Here is a 16,795-nt window from a genome sequence, read left to right on the forward strand (position 1 = left end):
GTGTCCTCCTTGATGGACCTTCAGTTAGTTCTGCAACTGAAGTTGATTGTAAGGCTAGTCCAAGAAAGGCAATTGATCGATATCAATGAATGGGGTGACGCCAGCTAGGCAACAGGAGTACCCCGGAATGAGTACTAGCTTTTTACATCTAACCCCCAATCATCGAAAGCTGCGCGCGCGAGATCTTCGCGAAATTGTGGCGCCGCGATATTGATGAGTTCTGAAGCTCGTTCAGCAAGGCTCTTAGCACGCAAATTTGCGACCCCATATTCGGTCACCACGTAATGTACGTGCGCCCGCGTGGTGACCACCCCAGCACCTTGACTGAGCAACGAACTGATGCGCGATACTTGACCGCCACAAGCTGTCGCTGGTAGCGCAATCACCGAGCGTCCCCCTTCTGAGAGGCTGGCGCCTCGGACGAAATCCATCTGTCCGCCTACGCCCGAATAGACCTTAGTGCCTAGCGAATCGGCACAAACTTGGCCGGTGAGATCGACTTGCAGAGCACTGTTGATAGCCATGACTTGTTTGTTTTGTCGAATCACTGAGGTGTCGTTGGTGTATTCCACATCTAAAAATGCGACTTGTGGATTATCATCGACAAAATCATAGAGCGCCTGCGTACCCATAGCGAAGGTGGTAACGATACGTCCGCGATGTTTGCGTTTACGCGAGTTATTGATGACGCCACTCTGCACCAACGGCAGTACACCATCAGAGAACATTTCAGTGTGAATCCCCAAGTCTTTGTGGTGACCCAAGCACTTGAGTGTGGCATCTGGAATCGCACCAATGCCCATTTGCAAGCAATCGCCGTCGTTGATGAGTTCGGCCACGCGCTGGCCAATACGCTGCGTTACTTCGTCTTGCTCCGGCTGACGGTGCAGTGGTAATTCAGCCTCAGCTTCAAAGTAGCGGGTAAATTGCGACATGTGCACAAAGGAATCGCCATGCGTGCGCGGCATTTTAGGATTCACCCAAGCGATGACTTTTTTCGCTACTTGCAACGCCGCTCGCGTTGCCTCGACCGAAATGCCCAAGCTACAATTGCCATGCGCATCCGGCGGTGACACTTGCACCAATACGGCATCTAACGGTTGCTCACCGGAGCGGAATAATTTTGGAATTTCCGACAAAAACATCGGCACGTAGTCGGCTAAACCATCGTTTACCGCTTTACGGGTCGATTTGCCGACGAAAAATGCGCGTTGCCGTAAATGCCCCTTAAGGTTAGGGTCTGCCAACACCTCGCTGTGCTCTGTATGAAGCTGCAATAACGTCATGTGGCGGCGCTGCAATGCCAACTCAGCCAAACCCTGCAGTAATTTATACGGGGTTGCGGCCATCGACTGACACCAAATCACGTCGTTATCGGCAAGCACTTCGAGAGCTTCGATTGCAGTTGATACACGCATTTTTGCTCCTTTTGCGTTACAGTATTCGGCATCATCATCACCGAACAAAATGACATTATGAAAGTATTCGCTATTTTAGGTGCTATCAATATGGCACTTGGGGTAATTCTGGGCGCATTTGGGGCACATGGCTTACAGCATAAACTCTCTGCTGAAAGTCTCAATGTTTATCAAATTGGCGTGCAATATCATCTTTACCATGCCCTAGGTTTACTGATGGTTGCGGTGCTACTGAAAGTGTACCCGAATGCCAAAGGCTTGCGCCCTGGCGGCTGGCTGTTATTTAGCGGAATTGTATTATTTTCCGGTAGTTTGTATGCCCTTGCATTGACGGGGATCAAGTTTTTTGGCCCAGTCACGCCGGTAGGCGGGGCATGTTTTATTATCGGCTGGATCTGGATTTTCTGGTCGATGCTGCGGGAGTTCTGATGCAATGTGGTGGGTAAGCGTCGTTTTCGCGTTTGCAGTGACTACTGTCGAGGTGGTGAATTGCGCGGCTGCCCCACATCCAAACATTAAGGTTTGCTCGGCTGATCAGCCGTTCGACTCACATCAAGCTAAGCAGTACCTGTATGAATTAAATCGCACTGCGGAGAACCCTCAGCGCCGTTGGCAGCTGCCTACTGTCAGTCAACTCAAGGAGCAACTAAGTGCCTGTGATGCCGACACCAACAAGCGCTGGTGGATGACTGTATCTATTTTGCAGCATGGCGACGAGATTTTGGTGGGTGCCTTTGATTGCGTTACGCAGGAGACTGAATTTGTGCCGGTGCGCACCAAGTTAAACGTTCTATTCGTTCGCTAAAGCATCAAACGTCACCGGCCACCCCAGACTGTGATAGACGCACATCAGCCATTCAGCCACCACAATGTGATGACTCTTAGCGACATAAGCTGAATGCTGTCGATGTAACGTCGCTAGCAACTTACCTTGCTCAGCTTTGGTGACCGCTTCAGCGAGGGTCCAGCGTTGGTAGAAGCCAGCGAGATCGTCAGCTTGAATTCCTTGCGTAAAGCCATCGGCGAATTGCGCTATGAGCTGACCTTGGCGCTTACGCAGTTGGATCTTTTCAATATCAAGGCCGAGCGCTCCTTCCGCGGCGATAGCAACCAAAATCGCCTGGTCTTTATGGCTAATCGAACAACTATAGTGCTGACCGGCGACAGTCAATTGCGGCGCGCCGTTAGCTTGACGCACTATCTCGACCTGCTCCGGCGCAACTTGCAATTGCTGACAGCACAACCAGCGTAACAATGCCCGCCCGGCAAGAAATTGCTGTTGCCGTTGCGGCGCGAAACCCTCTACCTGCTGCTGCTCTGTTACCAGATTAAACTCGGCCTTGAGTTGGCTAGTAGCAGCTAAGCTATACGCAGCATAAACCTGAGCTTTCAATGAATCCTCGCTTACAGTTGTCGCCATCGGTTAGAAGTGTAAAAATGCCCTATCGACTCGCATCTAGCGATAAACATCATGCGCTTACGCCATATTGAAGTCTTTCATGCCATTTATACCACGGGCTCGGTCACCCAAGCAGCCCATATCTTGCATATTTCCCAACCGGCGGTGTCAAAAGCCTTAGCGCATGCCGAACAACAACTCGGTTTTGAGCTGTTCCAGCGCGATAAAAACAAACTCATCCCGACACCGGAAGCACAAGCATTGTTTCCAGAAATTGAGCAGCTCTATCGGCAACTGCATAGCGTCAACACGCTCGCTGACAATCTGCAACGCAACGACGAAGGCGTGATTGACATCGCCATCACCCCAGCACTTGGCTTTACCGTGATTCCACGAGCGATTGCACAGTTTCAAAAACGTTTTCCCAAGGTCGCCTTTCGCATTCAAACTATTCATAACGATGAAGCCATGCAGGCGCTGGTCGAGCGCCAGTGTGAACTGGCGTTGCTGTTTGCTTCGCCTAACTTTCCTGGAGTGGAAACGATAACGGTCGCCGAAACCACAATTGTGCTGATGTATCCCAAAGCATTGTTGCCCCATAACCCACCAACCATTGAATTAGCTGAGCTCGCCGAGCTACCCTTAATTGGTATTGGTGATAGCGGCCCGATGGGCCAACTGCTGTGGCAACAGTTACAAGGTGTTGGCGTGCATCCGAGCAGCACGGTGCAAGTGGACACTTACTTCGTGGCGGCACGACTTGTAGCCGAAGGACTTGGTGTGTGTCCGCTTGATCAGCTTACTGCCATCGGTAACCCTGATAACGCGGTGGGTGTTGCCCAGCTCATGCCAGAATTAACAGTACCGATCCGCGCTTTGCACTTGAAGGGCCGACCTCTGAACAAACTCAGCCAAGCTTTTCTGCAACAAGTTAGAGCAACTATCAACGCAACCCATAACTAAAAGTTATACCCCTGCATTAAGCTTTCATTCGCCAATAACTCTGAAATCCTTATGCTTGGTTGCATTCAATGATTTTGGAGCCCGTCATGTTGCAACTGCAAACCCCGTACTTGTTATTTATTGGTCATGCCACCGATCCGCTCAGTATCAAAATGGCGAAAAGTGCTGCCGATTGGAGTCCTGAAAAATGCATCGGCGAATTACGCTCCGACGGCTGCACTGTGACCACTGGGTTACCTGCCATGGGTTTGAGCGAAGGCGTCGCCGCAGGCGCTCGCAGTTTAGTACTGGGCTTCGCCAACAGTGGCGGTCACCTAGACGAACAATGGTTACCGATGATCCACCAAGCCATCGATGCCGGTTTAGACGTCATTAGTGGCTTGCATGACCGCCTCAATAGCTACCCAGAGCTGGTCAGCGCCGCTCAAGCAAAAGGTGTACGCCTGCTCGATATTCGCCACCCAACTAAGCGTTTGAAAACCGGTAAAGGCTACCGCCGTGCAGGCAAGCGCTTACTCACCGTGGGCACCGATTGCTCAGTAGGGAAAATGTACACCAGCTTAAGCTTAACCCGTGAAATGCAACAACGAGATCTCAACGTTGACTTTCGCGCCACCGGGCAAAGCGGTATTTTGGTGGCGGGTGAAGGTATTGCAGTGGACTGTGTGGTCGCTGACTTTATCGCCGGAGCCGTTGAAGAGCTGGCGCCCGCCAATAGTGCTGATCATTGGGATGTTATCGAAGGCCAGGGCTCGCTCGCGCACCCAGCATTTGCAGGTGTGAGTTTGGGTTTGTTACACGGGGCGCAACCTGATGCACTAGTGGTATGTCACGCACTCGGACGCCGTAGTATGCGCGCCATCGACAACCGCCCGTTGCCCTCACTTGCCGAGACCATCGCCGTTAATGAACACATGGCGCGAGTGACCAATCCTAACGCCAAAGTCATTGGCATCGCGGTCAATACCTCAAGCGTGAGCGAAGCGGAAGCGCTGGCTTATTGTCGTCAAGTCGAAGCAGAATTAGGTTTACCCTGCGTGGATCCCATCCGTCATGGTGTCAGCGCACTGGTCGATAAACTTGAAGAAATTTAGAAATTTGGAGCGGGAAACGAGATTCGAACTCGCGACCCCAACCTTGGCAAGGTTGTGCTCTACCAGCTGAGCTATTCCCGCATCAAGAAAGGTGCTTGAGATGAAGTTTGGAGCGGGAAACGAGATTCGAACTCGCGACCCCAACCTTGGCAAGGTTGTGCTCTACCAGCTGAGCTATTCCCGCGTCACTTCAAGTTGCCAAAGCTAAGCAAGTAATGCTTTCGTTTTCGACAACGGAGGCGAATTTTACTGAAATCGGCAGGCTTTGCAACCGCTTTTTCGCGTTTTACGGTTGAATGCTGAAAAAGTGCTCACGATAGTGCTGTAATTCAGCAATAGATTCGCGAATATCAGCCAGCGCCGTGTGTGCGCCCTGCTTTTTCACGCCGGCAGCAACCGCTGGTGCCCAGTACTTCGCTAGCTGTTTGACCGTGCTGACATCAAGGTTCCGATAATGCAAATAAGCCTCGAGTTCTGGCATGTAGCGCGCCAAAAAACGACGGTCTTGGCAAATACTATTGCCACAAATGGGCGAGCTTTTCGGGGTGCACCACTGCTTAATAAAATCTAACGTCGCTTGTTCTGCTGCGGCGGTATCATGGTCACTCGCTTGTACCCGTTCAACCAATCCAGAAGCGGTGTGCGTTCGGGTATTCCATTCATCCATCGCCGCCAGCCGCGCGTCAGGTTGATGAATCGCTAAAACCGGTCCCTCAGCCAGCACATTGAGCTGCTGATCGGTGATCAAAGTCGCAATTTCGATAATTACATCATGATCAGGTTCTAAACCCGTCATTTCGAGGTCGATCCACACCAAACGGTCATCCGTCGCGCCCATAGCTACACCCTCAATCACTAATTCTTAGCAAATTCGGCAACTATTGTGGCGTGATCGCGGTCTTTGCACAACAGTTCAGGCGTTTTTGCCAAGAATATTATAGAATAACCAACAACTCGACAGCGTCAGCGCAATGGTTAGTGTGGTAACAGGAGTCACGTGGGAAAACATCGTAAATTAAACAAAGGGCAATTACGCCGCGTGCGCGCCAATCAACAAAAACGGTTGCAGCAGGTGGACATGGCCCAGGAAATTGATGATAGCGTACTCGGCAACTCCGAAACCGGTATCGTGGTCAGTCGCTACGGTCAGCATGCCATTGTTGCCGATGCCAACGACCACATCTATCGCTGTCACATTCGTCGCGCCATCGAAAGTTTAGTCAGTGGCGATGAGGTTGTCTGGCGTCGCTTTACTGCGCCACAGGGCACCGCCAACGAAAGTGCTGAGCAGGGCATTATTGAGGCCGTACAAGAGCGTCGCTCACTGCTGAGCCGACCGGATTATTACGATGGTTTAAAGCCCGTTGCCGCAAATGTTGACCAGATTCTGATTGTTTCAAGTGTATTACCGGCCTTCTCGAGTCAAATCATCGATCGCTATTTGGTGGCTTGCGAAGATATCGATATCACGCCTGTTATCATCCTCAACAAGGCTGACTTGTTAGCTGAGCTGGATGAGGCCACGCGCGCAGAAATTGATACGGCATTGGCAATGTATCGCGCCATCGGTTACCAAGTGATTACCGCCAGCGCTAAAGCCAACGGTGGCTTAGATGCGATTCAAGAACTCCTCAAAGGCCACAACTCAATCGTCGTTGGTCAATCAGGCGTAGGTAAATCATCACTGGTCAATGCCTTGCTGCCAGAGACCAACACTGAAGTACGTGAAGTGTCCGACAACTCAGGACTCGGTCAGCACACCACCACGGTGGCAACCCGCTACCCATTACCGCAAGGCGGCTATTTAATTGATTCGCCGGGTATCCGTGAATTTGCTCTATGGCACCTCGACCCGACACGCGTCGCTTGGTGTTACGTCGATTTTCGTCCGTTTTTAGGCACTTGCAAGTTCCGTGACTGCAAACATCAACCGGAAGATCCGGGGTGTGCCTTACAAGAAGCCGTAGAAGCAGGTGACCTACATCCGCTTCGCTTGTACAATTTCCATAAGATCATTGAGTCGATGGTCGCCAATAAGCCATCGCGCGCTCAACCTAGAGGTACTAAGAAGTGAACTGGGACGCAGTCAAAATTAAAGCACAGTATTTAACCCCAAAGCATGCGCTATCACGCCTGGTCGGCGCCTTCGCAGCGGCCCGTGCCGGTTGGTTCACGCAAGCTTTTATTCGCTGGTTTATCAAGCAGTACAAAATTGATATGAGCGAAGCCGTGCATGAAGATCCGAGCGCGTATAAGACCTTTAATGAGTTCTTCACGCGTCACCTCAAGCCAGAATTACGCCCGTTGCTGGCGAGTGAGCCACAGCAATTTGCCCATCCCGTAGATGGCGCCATCAGCCAGTTAGGTGATATCGAAGACGGGCGCATCTTCCAAGCCAAGGGCCACGACTACAGTCTCACTGAGTTACTCGGCGGCGACCCACGCGACGCCAATGCGTTTAAAAACGGCAAATTCGCGACCATCTATTTGGCCCCCAAAGACTACCATCGTATTCACATGCCGTGCGACGGCGTCCTGCGCAAGATGGTCTATGTGCCCGGTGATTTGTTCTCGGTGAATCCGTTAACCGCCGCGAACGTACCGAATTTATTTGCTCGCAACGAGCGCGTCGTAGCTATTTTCGATAGCGAGTTTGGTAAATTCGCCATGGTTCTGGTCGGTGCCACTATTGTCGCCAGCATCGGCACCGTATGGGCCGGTACGGTTACACCACCAACTGGTAGCTCGGTACATAGCTGGGATTACCCAGCCAGCGGTGACCGCGCGGTGCACCTGAAAAAAGGCGAAGAAATGGGACACTTTAAACTGGGCTCCACCGTCGTCCTAACCTTCCCTGATGACGTGATTGATTTCGCCGATGACCTCGAAGCCGGCAGTGTTACCCGTGTGGGCGCCGTGCTGGGTGAACGTGACGACTAGTATGCAAATCATTGCGCATCGCGGCGCTAGCTTTGAGGCTCCAGAAAACACCCTGCGTGCCTTTGGCCGCGCTCTTGATGCCGGAGCAGATGCCATCGAGCTCGATGTCTACCCGTTGCAAGATGAATGGATTGTCTTTCACGATCGCTATTTACAGCGCCTGACCGCACACCCCGGGCGGCTAGGCGATCTCACACTGGACCAAGTTCGGCGTTTAAAAGTGTTTGGCCAACAGGCTGTGCCGACGCTTAGCGAAGCCCTCGACTTTATCGCGGGTCGTTGCTGGGTCAATATCGAACTAAAAGGTGCAGATATTCAGCGTGGCCTTACCAAGCAACTGTTACGCGCGCAACGCCAAGCCGGTTTTGCCGCCGAGCAATTAGTAGTATCAAGCTTTAACCATCACTGGCTGCGCCAACTGAAAACCGACCATCCAGAGCATCGCATTGGTGCACTTACGACCTCGTGTCCGCTGAACTACGCAGCCTTTGCCAGCGAGTTAGACGCGTGGTCAGTGCATATCGACGTCGATTTTGTCACCCCTGAATTTGTCGCCGACGCACATGCGCGCGGCTTACGAGTGTTTGTCTTTACGGTAGACGAACCGCGCGATATGGACGAGCTAAAAATGATGGGCGTGGACGGAATCTTTACCAACCGTCCAGCAGATGCACGCCAGCACCTCTTCGGTTGAGGTGCCGGCAACTACTCATTAAAGTGAGCCTTTATTATCCGGATGTTTTGCGGCCAAGGCATCGAGTTCATGCGACAGCGCCATGGGTGAACTGGTGTTCCTTGCCAATAGTGAATACAACGAGGGAATCACAAAGATCGTCAAAAATGCAGAAAATGCCACGCCACAGAAGATAACTGTACCTATCACCATCCGACTTTCAGCTCCCGGCCCAGTACCTAAAATTAGCGGTACCGCACTCATGAGCGTGGTGAAAGCGGTCATGATAATCGGGCGCAAACGCTGTTGTGAGGCGCGCACGACAGCTTCGTCGAAAGCGGTGCCCGCATCGCGCAATTGGTTGGCAAATTCAACAATCAAAATACCGTTCTTCGCCGCCAAACCAATCAGCATGACAATGCCAATTTGACTATAAATATTGAGGGTCAAATCGGTGAAATAAAGCCCCACTGCGGCACCTAAAATGGCGATGGGAACCATGAGCATGATCACCAGCGGATGAATAAAGCTCTCAAACTGAGCTGCCAGCACCAGGTAGGCAATCACCAACGCCAAGATAAAGACAAAAATCACCGAGCTGCCGCTCTCTTGATACAATTGCGATTCGCCTTTGTAGTCAATCGATATATCGTCTGGCAGCTTTTCTTGAACGATATTTTCAAGGTAAGTCAGCGCATCGCCTAACGAATAACCTTCAGCCAAATTCGCTTCAATAGTGATGCTACGCATCCGATTGTAGCGATTAAGCTCACCAGAGGTAGCGCGCTCCTCGACGGTCACCAAATTCGATAACGGTATCAGTTGCCCAGTCGCGTCTGAGCGCACGTAAATTTGGTCAATGGATGACGGGTCTTGATAATCCGAGCGCTCACCCTCCAAAATCACGTCGTACTCTTCGCCGCGATCCAAATAGGTCGTGACGCGCCGTTCACCGAGCATGGTTTCTAGGGTTCGCCCAATATCACCGACCGAAACCCCCATGTCTGCCGCTCGCGTTTGATCAATTTGAATCAACAATTGCGGTAAGGTTTGTTTGAAATCGCTATCGAGTTCGAGCAAGTTTGGATTCTTACTGGCTTCTTCAATGACCACATCGCGATAGGCGGCGAGCTGTTCATAAGTGTTGCCCTGTAGCACAAATTGGACCGGACGACCGTTCCCGCCAGAAATACCACTGCGCATAAAGGCAAAACCACGTACACCGGCAACTTGATTGAGCTTTTTACTGACTTCGTCCATCAGTTCAAAGGTACTCCAATCGCGTTCTTCGAACGGAATAGCGCCGACAATTGCAACACCTGCAGAGTTACCCCAACCCGGTGCACGAATCAATAAGCGATCGATTTTCCCCTCATCTAGGTAGGGCAGCAACAGTGCTTCAATCTCACGCATATGCTCAGCATTCGACTCGAAGCTCGCACCTTCAGCACTACGCACCATCACAAAGAAAGTCCCGCGGTCTTCTGGCGGCACAAACTCTTGCGGTACCAATTTCAATAAGTTGTACGACATCACTCCGGCAAGTAGCACCAACACCAAGGCCAGCCACGGATAGGCCAAAGTACGCTGTAACACACGCCCATAACCGGTTTCTACCCAGTTAAACAGCGCGTCCATAGCTTTACCAAAGCGACTGGTACGCTCGCGCTTTTTCAGGATCTTTGAGCTCAGCATCGGCGACAGGGTTAACGCCGCGATGCTCGAACACAGCACCGCTGCAGCAATCGCTAGCGCGAATTCAGTAAAGAGCTGGCCGATATTGCCCTCAAGAAAGGCCAGCGGTACAAACACCGCGATCAGCACCATCGTGGTCGCAACGACGGCAAAGCCGACTTCACGCGCTCCCCGATAGGCGGCGAGAAGCGGTGGCTCACCGGCTTCCACTCGCCGGTAAATGTTTTCGAGTACCACAATCGAGTCATCGACCACCAAACCGATGGCAAGCACCAACGCCAATAGCGTCAGCAAGTTGACCGAGAAGCCCATGGCAAACAGGGCAATGTAGGAGGCAATGATAGCGACCGGAACCGTCAGCGCTGGCACCAAGGTGGCGCGCACATTGCCCAAGAACAGGTAGATCACCACCACCACCAGCGCCATGGCGATGCCGAGCGTGTTGTACACTTCGTCAATCGAGCCTTTGATGAAAATCGATGAATCATAACTCGGTACAATGAACATCGATTCCGGCAACGTACGCTGCAATGATTCGATTTCGCGCCGCACATTTTCAACCACTTCAAGCGTATTCGCTTTGGATTGTTTGATGACGCCAATACCAATCATATTGACGCCATTACCGCGGAATTCGTTCTTATCGTCTTCAGAGCCCATTTCGATACGGGCCACTTCACCGAGACGGACGAGTTGCCCCGTGTCACCGCGAGCGATACTCAATAATTCGAAGTCTTGAGGCGACAAATAGGTGCGCGCTACACGCACGGTAAACTCGCGTTCAATTGACTCGACTTCACCGGCTGGCAGCTCCACGTTTTCTGCGCGTAAGCGGCTCTCGATGTCCGTCACTGTGATGCCGCGCGCCGCCATGGCTTCTCGGTCAAGCCAAACACGCATGGCGTAACGTCGCTCGCCGCCCAAATTGATCCGTGCAACACCGTCAACGACCGATAGTCGGTCAACAATATAACGGTCGGCGTAGTCAGTCAGCTCTAGCGTACTTAAATTCTCGCTACGCAGGTTATACCAAACCACCGTACTCTCGTCGGAGTTGGCTTTAGAGACCTCAGGCGGGTCAACCTGTTCTGGCAGGTTATCAACGACTCGCGATACGCGGTCGCGGACATCATTGGCAGCATCATCCACATCGCGCGCAAGGGTAAATTCGATAGTGATACGCGAGCGGCCATTACGGCTGCTAGAACTTATATTTTTAATACCTTCTATACCGCTGATGCGGTCTTCGATGATCTGCGTGATTTGGGTCTCTACGATTTCCGCGGAAGCGCCGGGATAACTGGTATCAATTGAGACCACCGGCGGATCGATATCCGGATACTCGCGCAGCGGCAGCATGCTAAAGGCCACCACCCCAAAGACAATGAGCAGCAGGTTGACGACCGTAGCAAAAACCGGACGTTTAACGGATAGATCCGAGAGCAACATGGCTTAGCCCTCCTCTTGCACGGTTACGCTAATACCGTCGCGCATCCTTACAATACCATCGGTGACGACTTGTTCACCCAGCTCCAAGCCATCGATAATTTCGACTAAACCCGGCTGACGGCGGCCAATCACCACTTGTCGCTCGCGCGCTACATTGTCCTCGTCGATGACATACACGAAGTGGCGGCTATCAAGGGGTACAATCGCACGCTCTGGTAGCAGCAAGACGTCATCGACGCTCCGTAGCAATTCGACGCGTAACAACATACCTGGACGCAACTTGGCATCGGTATTTGGCACTTCAGCACGCACTAGAATCGAACGCGTTAATGGGTCGACGCGTGAGTCAATGCTGCGAATGATGCCGGTGAACGCTTCATCAGGATATGCACCACTGCGTGCAGTAATAGTTTGGCCCACTTCGAGACTGGCAAAAAAGAGTTCAGGCACACTGAAATCGAGTTTGATCGGGGTAATATCGTCTAGCGTGGTGATTTGCTCGCCCGGAGAGACCAGTGAACCCACACTTACTTGGCGAATTCCGAGGCGCCCGTCAAACGGCGCCACAATGCGCTTTTGTGCCAGTTGAGTTTCTGCTACTTCGAGCGCCGCGACAATTTCTTTGACTAAAACATCTTGGGTTTCAAGTTGCTGCTGTGAAGCAGCGTTTTGTGCAACCAAATCTTGTAAACGTTGGTATTGGCGGTTGGCTTCGGCCAGGCGAAACTTCAGCTCTTGCACCCGTGCAGACTCTTCTCGAGAATCCAGTTCAACGAGCAATTGTCCAGCTTCAACCGTTTCGCCATCGGTAAAATGGACGGCAATAACTTGGTCTTGTGATTGTGCGGTGATGACTACTGACTCGTTTGCTTGAGCAGTACCCAACGCTTCGATAATGTCACGAAATGGCTGTTCACTGACTTGGGTTGCTTTTACCGGTACCGCTTGTTGAGGTTTTTGCTCCTCGACTACTGGCTCATGTAAAAAAGTGAAATAACCTGCGCCCAGCGCAAGCACAACCACAAACAAAGTAACTGGATTGAATAGTTTAGCCACCGTCGCGAACTCCTAGACGTGTCATAAAAGGTACGTAAAGACAATGGCTTCATTGTAACGCGATAGCGGCAGTGGATAGCTCCACTTACCGCCGATTCGCTTAGGTTTACCGCAAAACTAACGGTGGTAGGCGGGACTTAACTTATGTACAGCCTCAATAAAGGCGCCGGCATGGTCTGGATCGACTTCAGGATGAATACCGTGACCGAGGTTAAATACATGGCCGTGACCTTGCCCATAGCTAGCCAAAATCGTGGCGACTTCGTCTTCAATACGTGCTGGCGGCGCGTACAACACGCTCGGGTCCATATTGCCTTGCAAGGCGACTTTATCTTGCACCGTTTGGCGTGCAACGCCCAAGTCGGTGGTCCAATCGACGCCCAAAGCATCAGCTCCCGTCGCCGCCATGTCCGCCAACCATGCACCACCGCCCTTGGTAAACAGCGTCACTGGAACTCGGCGGCCGTCAGCTTCCCGCGTCAAGCGTGAGACAATTTTCTGCATGTAGTTTAACGAGAACTCGCGATAGTCGCGCGGGCTCAACACACCCCCCCAGGTATCAAAAATCATCACCGCTTGCGCACCCGCTGCGATTTGCGCGTTTAGGTAGGTCGCAACGGAGTCAGCCAGTTTATCGAGCAACAGATGCATGGCTTGTGGGTCAGCGAACATCAGCTTCTTCACTACACTAAAGTTCTTAGTGCTACCACCTTCAACCATATAAGTTGCGAGTGTCCATGGACTGCCCGAAAAACCAATTAGCGGTACTTTGCCGTGTAACTCACGACGAATCGTACGCACCGCGTCCATGACATAACCGAGCTCCTGTTCTGGGTCAGGCACACCGAGCTTCTGGATGCTTGCTAAATCGCGCACTGGACGCTCGAACTTGGGTCCTTCGCCGGCTTCAAAATAGAGTCCTAAACCCATAGCGTCAGGAATGGTCAAAATATCCGAGAACAAAATCGCGGCATCAAGTGGAAAACGGCGCAGCGGCTGCAAGGTGACTTCGCAGGCAAGCTCAGGGTTTTTGCACAACGCCATAAAGTCGCCAGCATGCTTACGCACCTCGCGATACTCTGGCAAATAGCGACCCGCTTGGCGCATCATCCAAATGGGAGTGCGCTCAGTTGGTTCGCGCAACAACGCGCGCAAATACAAGTCATTTTGCAACGTGCTCATAGGGCTCTCATTACCTTTTTCAGCGATTTGTTAATGGCCGCTAGTTTACCAGTCTCAGCTATCCGATGCTGCAGTAATTTGCTGTTTCGTGGCTTCGATCAATTTATAGGCAATAGTTCCCGCCATCGGTGTTTCGGGAAGTTCACCGAAACTGAACCAGTCACCTTCTTCCAATTCGAACGGGTCAAAATGTAAATCGCCACTTGCCCATTCCGCGGTGAAGCCCATCATCAATGAGTTGGGGAATGGCCATGGCTGGCTGCAGACATATTGAATGTTCTTTACCTCAATGCCGGCCTCTTCCATTACCTCACGCTCGAGCGTCTGCTCAAGGGTCTCACCGGCTTCGACAAAGCCCGCCAGCACTGAGAACAGACCCGGTCGATGCCGACTGCCACGCGCCAATAGAATCTTATCGTCCTTGCGAATCGCCACGATAATACACGGCGAAATACGCGGGTAGCAGCGATGTTGACAGGTATTGCATTGCATCGCCAATTCCCAATCGACGGCTTGCATCCGGGCACCACAACGACCACAAAACCGGTGTGTGTTGACGAATTCAGTCACTTGCTTAGCCCGCGCAGCCATACTGAATAAATGGTCATCGTTACGCGCTACTAGTGCGCGGAGCGACTGAAATTCGCCTACCGCAGCGAAGGCATCATCACCGAAATCAGCCAGCACCAAATAGCAACTGCGCTCACGCATTTCTCCGAGCCAAATCACCTGATACTCATCAAGCGTTGGTAACGGCAGGTCTTGCAAACGGCCATGCGGCGGGAGTCCTTCGGCATCGAGAACAATATCGCCCCCAGCACAAATAAACCACCAAGCGGGCTCGTCTGCTGACGGGCGTTGATAAGGTTTTGTCATAACAGCTACTTATGATTAAAGTAAAAAGTATTGACGATAGCTTAGCATCATCGGAAGATGGTCTCTACGCTAAAAAGGAGACGCGAATGTTAACTCGACAAGAACAAGCCAAACAACGTTGGGGCGGCGCACATCAAGCCATCGACACCTGGTTACACGAACGCCAGCGCTTGCTCATCGAGTATTTTAAACTCGCCGGTTTACCGCCTTATGACAGCGATAGCTCAGCACTCCCAGCGCACGAAGATATTCGTCATTTCTGTGGGCTCTTGGTTGACTATGTATCCGCCGGTCATTTCGAGATCTACGATCAAATCATCGCCAACTCGAGCCATGCGCCAAAAGAAACCGAAGAACTTGCCAACGAACTCTTTCCATTAATCAGTGAAACCACCGAGGTAGCACTCGCGTTTCATGATCAATACGGCGAAAGCGTCGATGAGGCTCACTTGAATGACTTCGATCGCCACCTTTCCGGCCTCGGCGAAGCACTTGAGTTACGCATGGAGTTTGAGGACCGCCTGCTACACACGCTGGAGCAGCATCAGCTGCTATAAGAGAAATTACGCAAGGCCGCTAAAATCACCACGAGTTCCACGAGTAACTAAAATGGTGCTCGGGTTTAGTCTGCCACTACAATATCCCTAAATCCGATTGGATCATTGCTATAAAACCGCCCTATGTTGGCATCGTAATAGCGCTGCTGCGTATACACGAGGCCGAGGTCGTCGTCTTCGACGTGGCCGGTGTAGCCAGGCGCATCGCTTTGCGTGCTATCGCTGTAGCGCGCGACCATTCACGGCCTAAGTAATAATAGTCAGTGTAATCGCCATCGGCATAGGTGCCAAGTAGTTGCCCCTCTTGACGATAGAGAGCTAAACACAAAAAAGGGCTGCACTTGGCAGCCCTTCATCAGTCAAATGCGCGAATTAACCTTCAGCTTCGATTTCTGCGGCTGCTTCAGGCTGTGCGTTTTCGGCTGGTTGCTCTTTTACGTCGATGAGTTCGACTTCAAAAATGAGCGTTGATTTTGGAGGAATCGCGCCGCCACCTACTTCGCGATCGCCGTAAGCAAGTTCAGGTGGAATGACGAAGCGGAACTTGTCGCCGACACTCATCAACTGCACGCCTTCGGTCCAACCAGGAATCACGCGATTGAGTGGGAATACTGCTGGCTGACCACGTTCAATCGAGCTATCGAATACGGTGCCGTCAATTAAGGTGCCTTCGTAATGAACTTCAACGATATCTTCTGCCGTTGGTTGTTCACCACCTTCTTCGCCTTCTTGCAGAATTTCATACTGCAAGCCAGATTCGGTCACCATAACACCTTCTTTATTCGCGTTCTCGGCACGGTAAGCGTCACCTTCAGCCACTGATGCAGCGCCTAACTTCGAGCTTTTCAATTCGTTGAATTGTTGCTGCATAGTGGTCAGCAGTTGCTCGGTTTCTTCTTCGGTCAGCTTAGATTCTGCTTTGAGTGAGTCAACAAAGCCGGCGATCACTTGTTGGCGATCAAGCACGAACTCCATTTTGTCTTGCTCATCAAGGTTGGTACCGACAAAAGTACCTACCGATGCACCCAACGCATAGGCCATTTTCGCCTGCTCTTCAGTTGGTGCTTGTTCGCTGACCGGATACGGTTCTTGTTTCTCAGTTGTACAACCAGCGATTGCGAGAGCGACTAAGCTCACCGCAAAAGTCTTCTTTAAGTAGTTCATTCAGTTACTCCAGGATTGAATTCTTGCTATTAACAAGGTCTAATTCGTTGCGATTTCTATACTACACATAAATAGGGGCTTTTGCCTATGGCTGAACCGCATGATAACGCAATGCTTGCGCAATTAACCGAACTTGAGAGTCGAATTGCCTTTCAAGACGACACCATCGAGACCTTGAACCAGTTGGTCACCCGTCAGAGTGACCAGTTACATGCGTTAGCGCGCAAGGTTCAACAGCTTAGTGAGCGGCTCGAGCAGATGCAAGAGCCAGGAGAGCAAGGGAATTCCGATCCTGCCGATGAAGTCCCGCCTCATTACTGAGGTGCCTT

The 16,795-nt window shown here is 51.7% G+C and carries 18 protein-coding genes and 2 tRNA genes; 9 read left to right on the forward strand and 11 right to left on the reverse strand.

All coding sequences use genetic code 11. The annotated features are described in order from the left end of the window. Window positions 1-134: 134 nt before the first annotated feature. Complete coding sequence (locus ACJ8W9_RS09740) at window positions 135-1,418, reverse strand: acetyl-CoA hydrolase/transferase family protein (protein WP_411360958.1); 1,284 nt, start codon at window positions 1,416-1,418, stop codon at window positions 135-137. 57 nt (window positions 1,419-1,475) lie between these two features. On the opposite strand from ACJ8W9_RS09740, the gene ACJ8W9_RS09745 reads away from it, so the two are divergent. Both ACJ8W9_RS09745 and ACJ8W9_RS09750 read left to right on the forward strand, forming a co-directional pair. Beyond that, window positions 1,476-1,847 (forward strand): DUF423 domain-containing protein, encoded by a 372-nt coding sequence (locus tag ACJ8W9_RS09745; protein WP_411359610.1) that lies wholly within the window; start codon window positions 1,476-1,478, stop codon window positions 1,845-1,847. A gap of 4 nt (window positions 1,848-1,851) precedes the next feature. Next, the gene (locus ACJ8W9_RS09750; protein ID WP_411359609.1) at window positions 1,852-2,223 is read left to right on the forward strand and encodes a hypothetical protein; all 372 of its coding nucleotides are present in this window, start codon (window positions 1,852-1,854) and stop codon (window positions 2,221-2,223) included. On the opposite strand, the gene ACJ8W9_RS09755 is transcribed toward ACJ8W9_RS09750, so the two are convergent. Next, window positions 2,209-2,838: a 4'-phosphopantetheinyl transferase family protein gene (locus ACJ8W9_RS09755; protein ID WP_411359608.1), complete on the reverse strand. Its 630-nt coding sequence runs from the start codon at window positions 2,836-2,838 to the stop codon at window positions 2,209-2,211. The two genes, ACJ8W9_RS09750 and ACJ8W9_RS09755, sit on opposite strands and share 15 nt — an antisense overlap. 51 nt (window positions 2,839-2,889) lie before the next feature. Between ACJ8W9_RS09755 and ACJ8W9_RS09760 the strand changes: the two genes are divergently transcribed. After that, complete coding sequence (locus ACJ8W9_RS09760) at window positions 2,890-3,780, forward strand: LysR family transcriptional regulator (protein WP_411360960.1); 891 nt, start codon at window positions 2,890-2,892, stop codon at window positions 3,778-3,780. Between the two features lie 89 nt (window positions 3,781-3,869). Next, window positions 3,870-4,874: an N-acetyltransferase DgcN gene (gene dgcN / locus ACJ8W9_RS09765; RefSeq protein WP_413694498.1), complete on the forward strand. Its 1,005-nt coding sequence runs from the start codon at window positions 3,870-3,872 to the stop codon at window positions 4,872-4,874. A 5-nt stretch (window positions 4,875-4,879) separates the two neighbouring features. Here the strand turns inward: dgcN and ACJ8W9_RS09770 are convergent. The 3 genes from ACJ8W9_RS09770 to orn form a co-directional block, all read right to left on the reverse strand. Beyond that, window positions 4,880-4,955: transfer RNA gene (locus ACJ8W9_RS09770), tRNA-Gly, on the reverse strand. Window positions 4,956-4,982: 27 nt separating this feature from the next. Beyond that, a tRNA-Gly gene (locus ACJ8W9_RS09775) sits at window positions 4,983-5,058 on the reverse strand. A 102-nt stretch (window positions 5,059-5,160) separates the two neighbouring features. Further along, on the reverse strand, window positions 5,161-5,712 hold the full coding sequence (gene orn / locus ACJ8W9_RS09780; RefSeq protein ID WP_034731054.1) for an oligoribonuclease: 552 nt from the start codon (window positions 5,710-5,712) through the stop codon (window positions 5,161-5,163). Between the two features lie 159 nt (window positions 5,713-5,871). Between orn and rsgA the strand changes: the two genes are divergently transcribed. From rsgA to ACJ8W9_RS09795, 3 genes are read left to right on the forward strand one after another with little or no spacing between them, the layout of a single operon-like run. Further along, on the forward strand, window positions 5,872-6,948 hold the full coding sequence (gene rsgA, locus ACJ8W9_RS09785; RefSeq protein ID WP_411359605.1) for a small ribosomal subunit biogenesis GTPase RsgA: 1,077 nt from the start codon (window positions 5,872-5,874) through the stop codon (window positions 6,946-6,948). Then, window positions 6,945-7,814, forward strand: coding sequence for an archaetidylserine decarboxylase (gene asd / locus ACJ8W9_RS09790; protein ID WP_411359604.1), 870 nt, complete (start codon window positions 6,945-6,947; stop codon window positions 7,812-7,814). The genes rsgA and asd overlap by 4 nt, the downstream gene beginning before the upstream one ends. Window position 7,815: 1 nt before the next feature. Continuing rightward, window positions 7,816-8,508, forward strand: coding sequence for a glycerophosphodiester phosphodiesterase (locus ACJ8W9_RS09795; RefSeq protein ID WP_413694499.1), 693 nt, complete (start codon window positions 7,816-7,818; stop codon window positions 8,506-8,508). An 18-nt stretch (window positions 8,509-8,526) separates the two neighbouring features. Here ACJ8W9_RS09795 and ACJ8W9_RS09800 read toward each other — a convergent pair whose 3' ends face one another. From ACJ8W9_RS09800 to nudC, 4 genes are all read right to left on the reverse strand, one after another. Beyond that, window positions 8,527-11,631, reverse strand: coding sequence for an efflux RND transporter permease subunit (locus ACJ8W9_RS09800; RefSeq protein WP_411360961.1), 3,105 nt, complete (start codon window positions 11,629-11,631; stop codon window positions 8,527-8,529). A gap of 3 nt (window positions 11,632-11,634) precedes the next feature. Further along, window positions 11,635-12,687, reverse strand: a complete 1,053-nt coding sequence (locus ACJ8W9_RS09805; RefSeq protein ID WP_411360962.1) for an efflux RND transporter periplasmic adaptor subunit — start codon at window positions 12,685-12,687, stop codon at window positions 11,635-11,637. 117 nt (window positions 12,688-12,804) lie between these two features. Continuing rightward, window positions 12,805-13,869 carry a uroporphyrinogen decarboxylase gene (gene hemE, locus ACJ8W9_RS09810; RefSeq protein ID WP_411359600.1) on the reverse strand — a complete coding sequence of 355 codons (1,065 nt, stop codon included), beginning with the start codon at window positions 13,867-13,869 and terminating at the stop codon, window positions 12,805-12,807. A 54-nt stretch (window positions 13,870-13,923) separates the two neighbouring features. Then, the gene (gene nudC / locus ACJ8W9_RS09815) at window positions 13,924-14,745 is read right to left on the reverse strand and encodes an NAD(+) diphosphatase (RefSeq protein ID WP_411360963.1); all 822 of its coding nucleotides are present in this window, start codon (window positions 14,743-14,745) and stop codon (window positions 13,924-13,926) included. Window positions 14,746-14,831: 86 nt separating this feature from the next. Between nudC and rsd the strand changes: the two genes are divergently transcribed. Continuing rightward, complete coding sequence (gene rsd, locus ACJ8W9_RS09820; protein ID WP_411360964.1) at window positions 14,832-15,302, forward strand: sigma D regulator; 471 nt, start codon at window positions 14,832-14,834, stop codon at window positions 15,300-15,302. A gap of 65 nt (window positions 15,303-15,367) precedes the next feature. Here rsd and ACJ8W9_RS09825 read toward each other — a convergent pair whose 3' ends face one another. Both ACJ8W9_RS09825 and fkpA read right to left on the reverse strand, forming a co-directional pair. Next, window positions 15,368-15,541: an RHS repeat-associated core domain-containing protein gene (locus ACJ8W9_RS09825; protein ID WP_411360965.1), complete on the reverse strand. Its 174-nt coding sequence runs from the start codon at window positions 15,539-15,541 to the stop codon at window positions 15,368-15,370. A 133-nt stretch (window positions 15,542-15,674) separates the two neighbouring features. After that, window positions 15,675-16,466, reverse strand: a complete 792-nt coding sequence (gene fkpA / locus ACJ8W9_RS09830) for an FKBP-type peptidyl-prolyl cis-trans isomerase (RefSeq protein ID WP_411359596.1) — start codon at window positions 16,464-16,466, stop codon at window positions 15,675-15,677. Between the two features lie 87 nt (window positions 16,467-16,553). On the opposite strand from fkpA, the gene ACJ8W9_RS09835 reads away from it, so the two are divergent. Then, a complete protein-coding gene (locus ACJ8W9_RS09835) occupies window positions 16,554-16,787 on the forward strand; it encodes a SlyX family protein (protein ID WP_411360966.1) in 234 nt (77 codons plus the stop codon). Window positions 16,788-16,795: the final 8 nt, after the last annotated feature.

It is taken from the genome of Pseudidiomarina salilacus (assembly GCF_047323925.1).
Classification (GTDB): Bacteria; Pseudomonadota; Gammaproteobacteria; order Enterobacterales; family Alteromonadaceae; genus Pseudidiomarina; species Pseudidiomarina salilacus.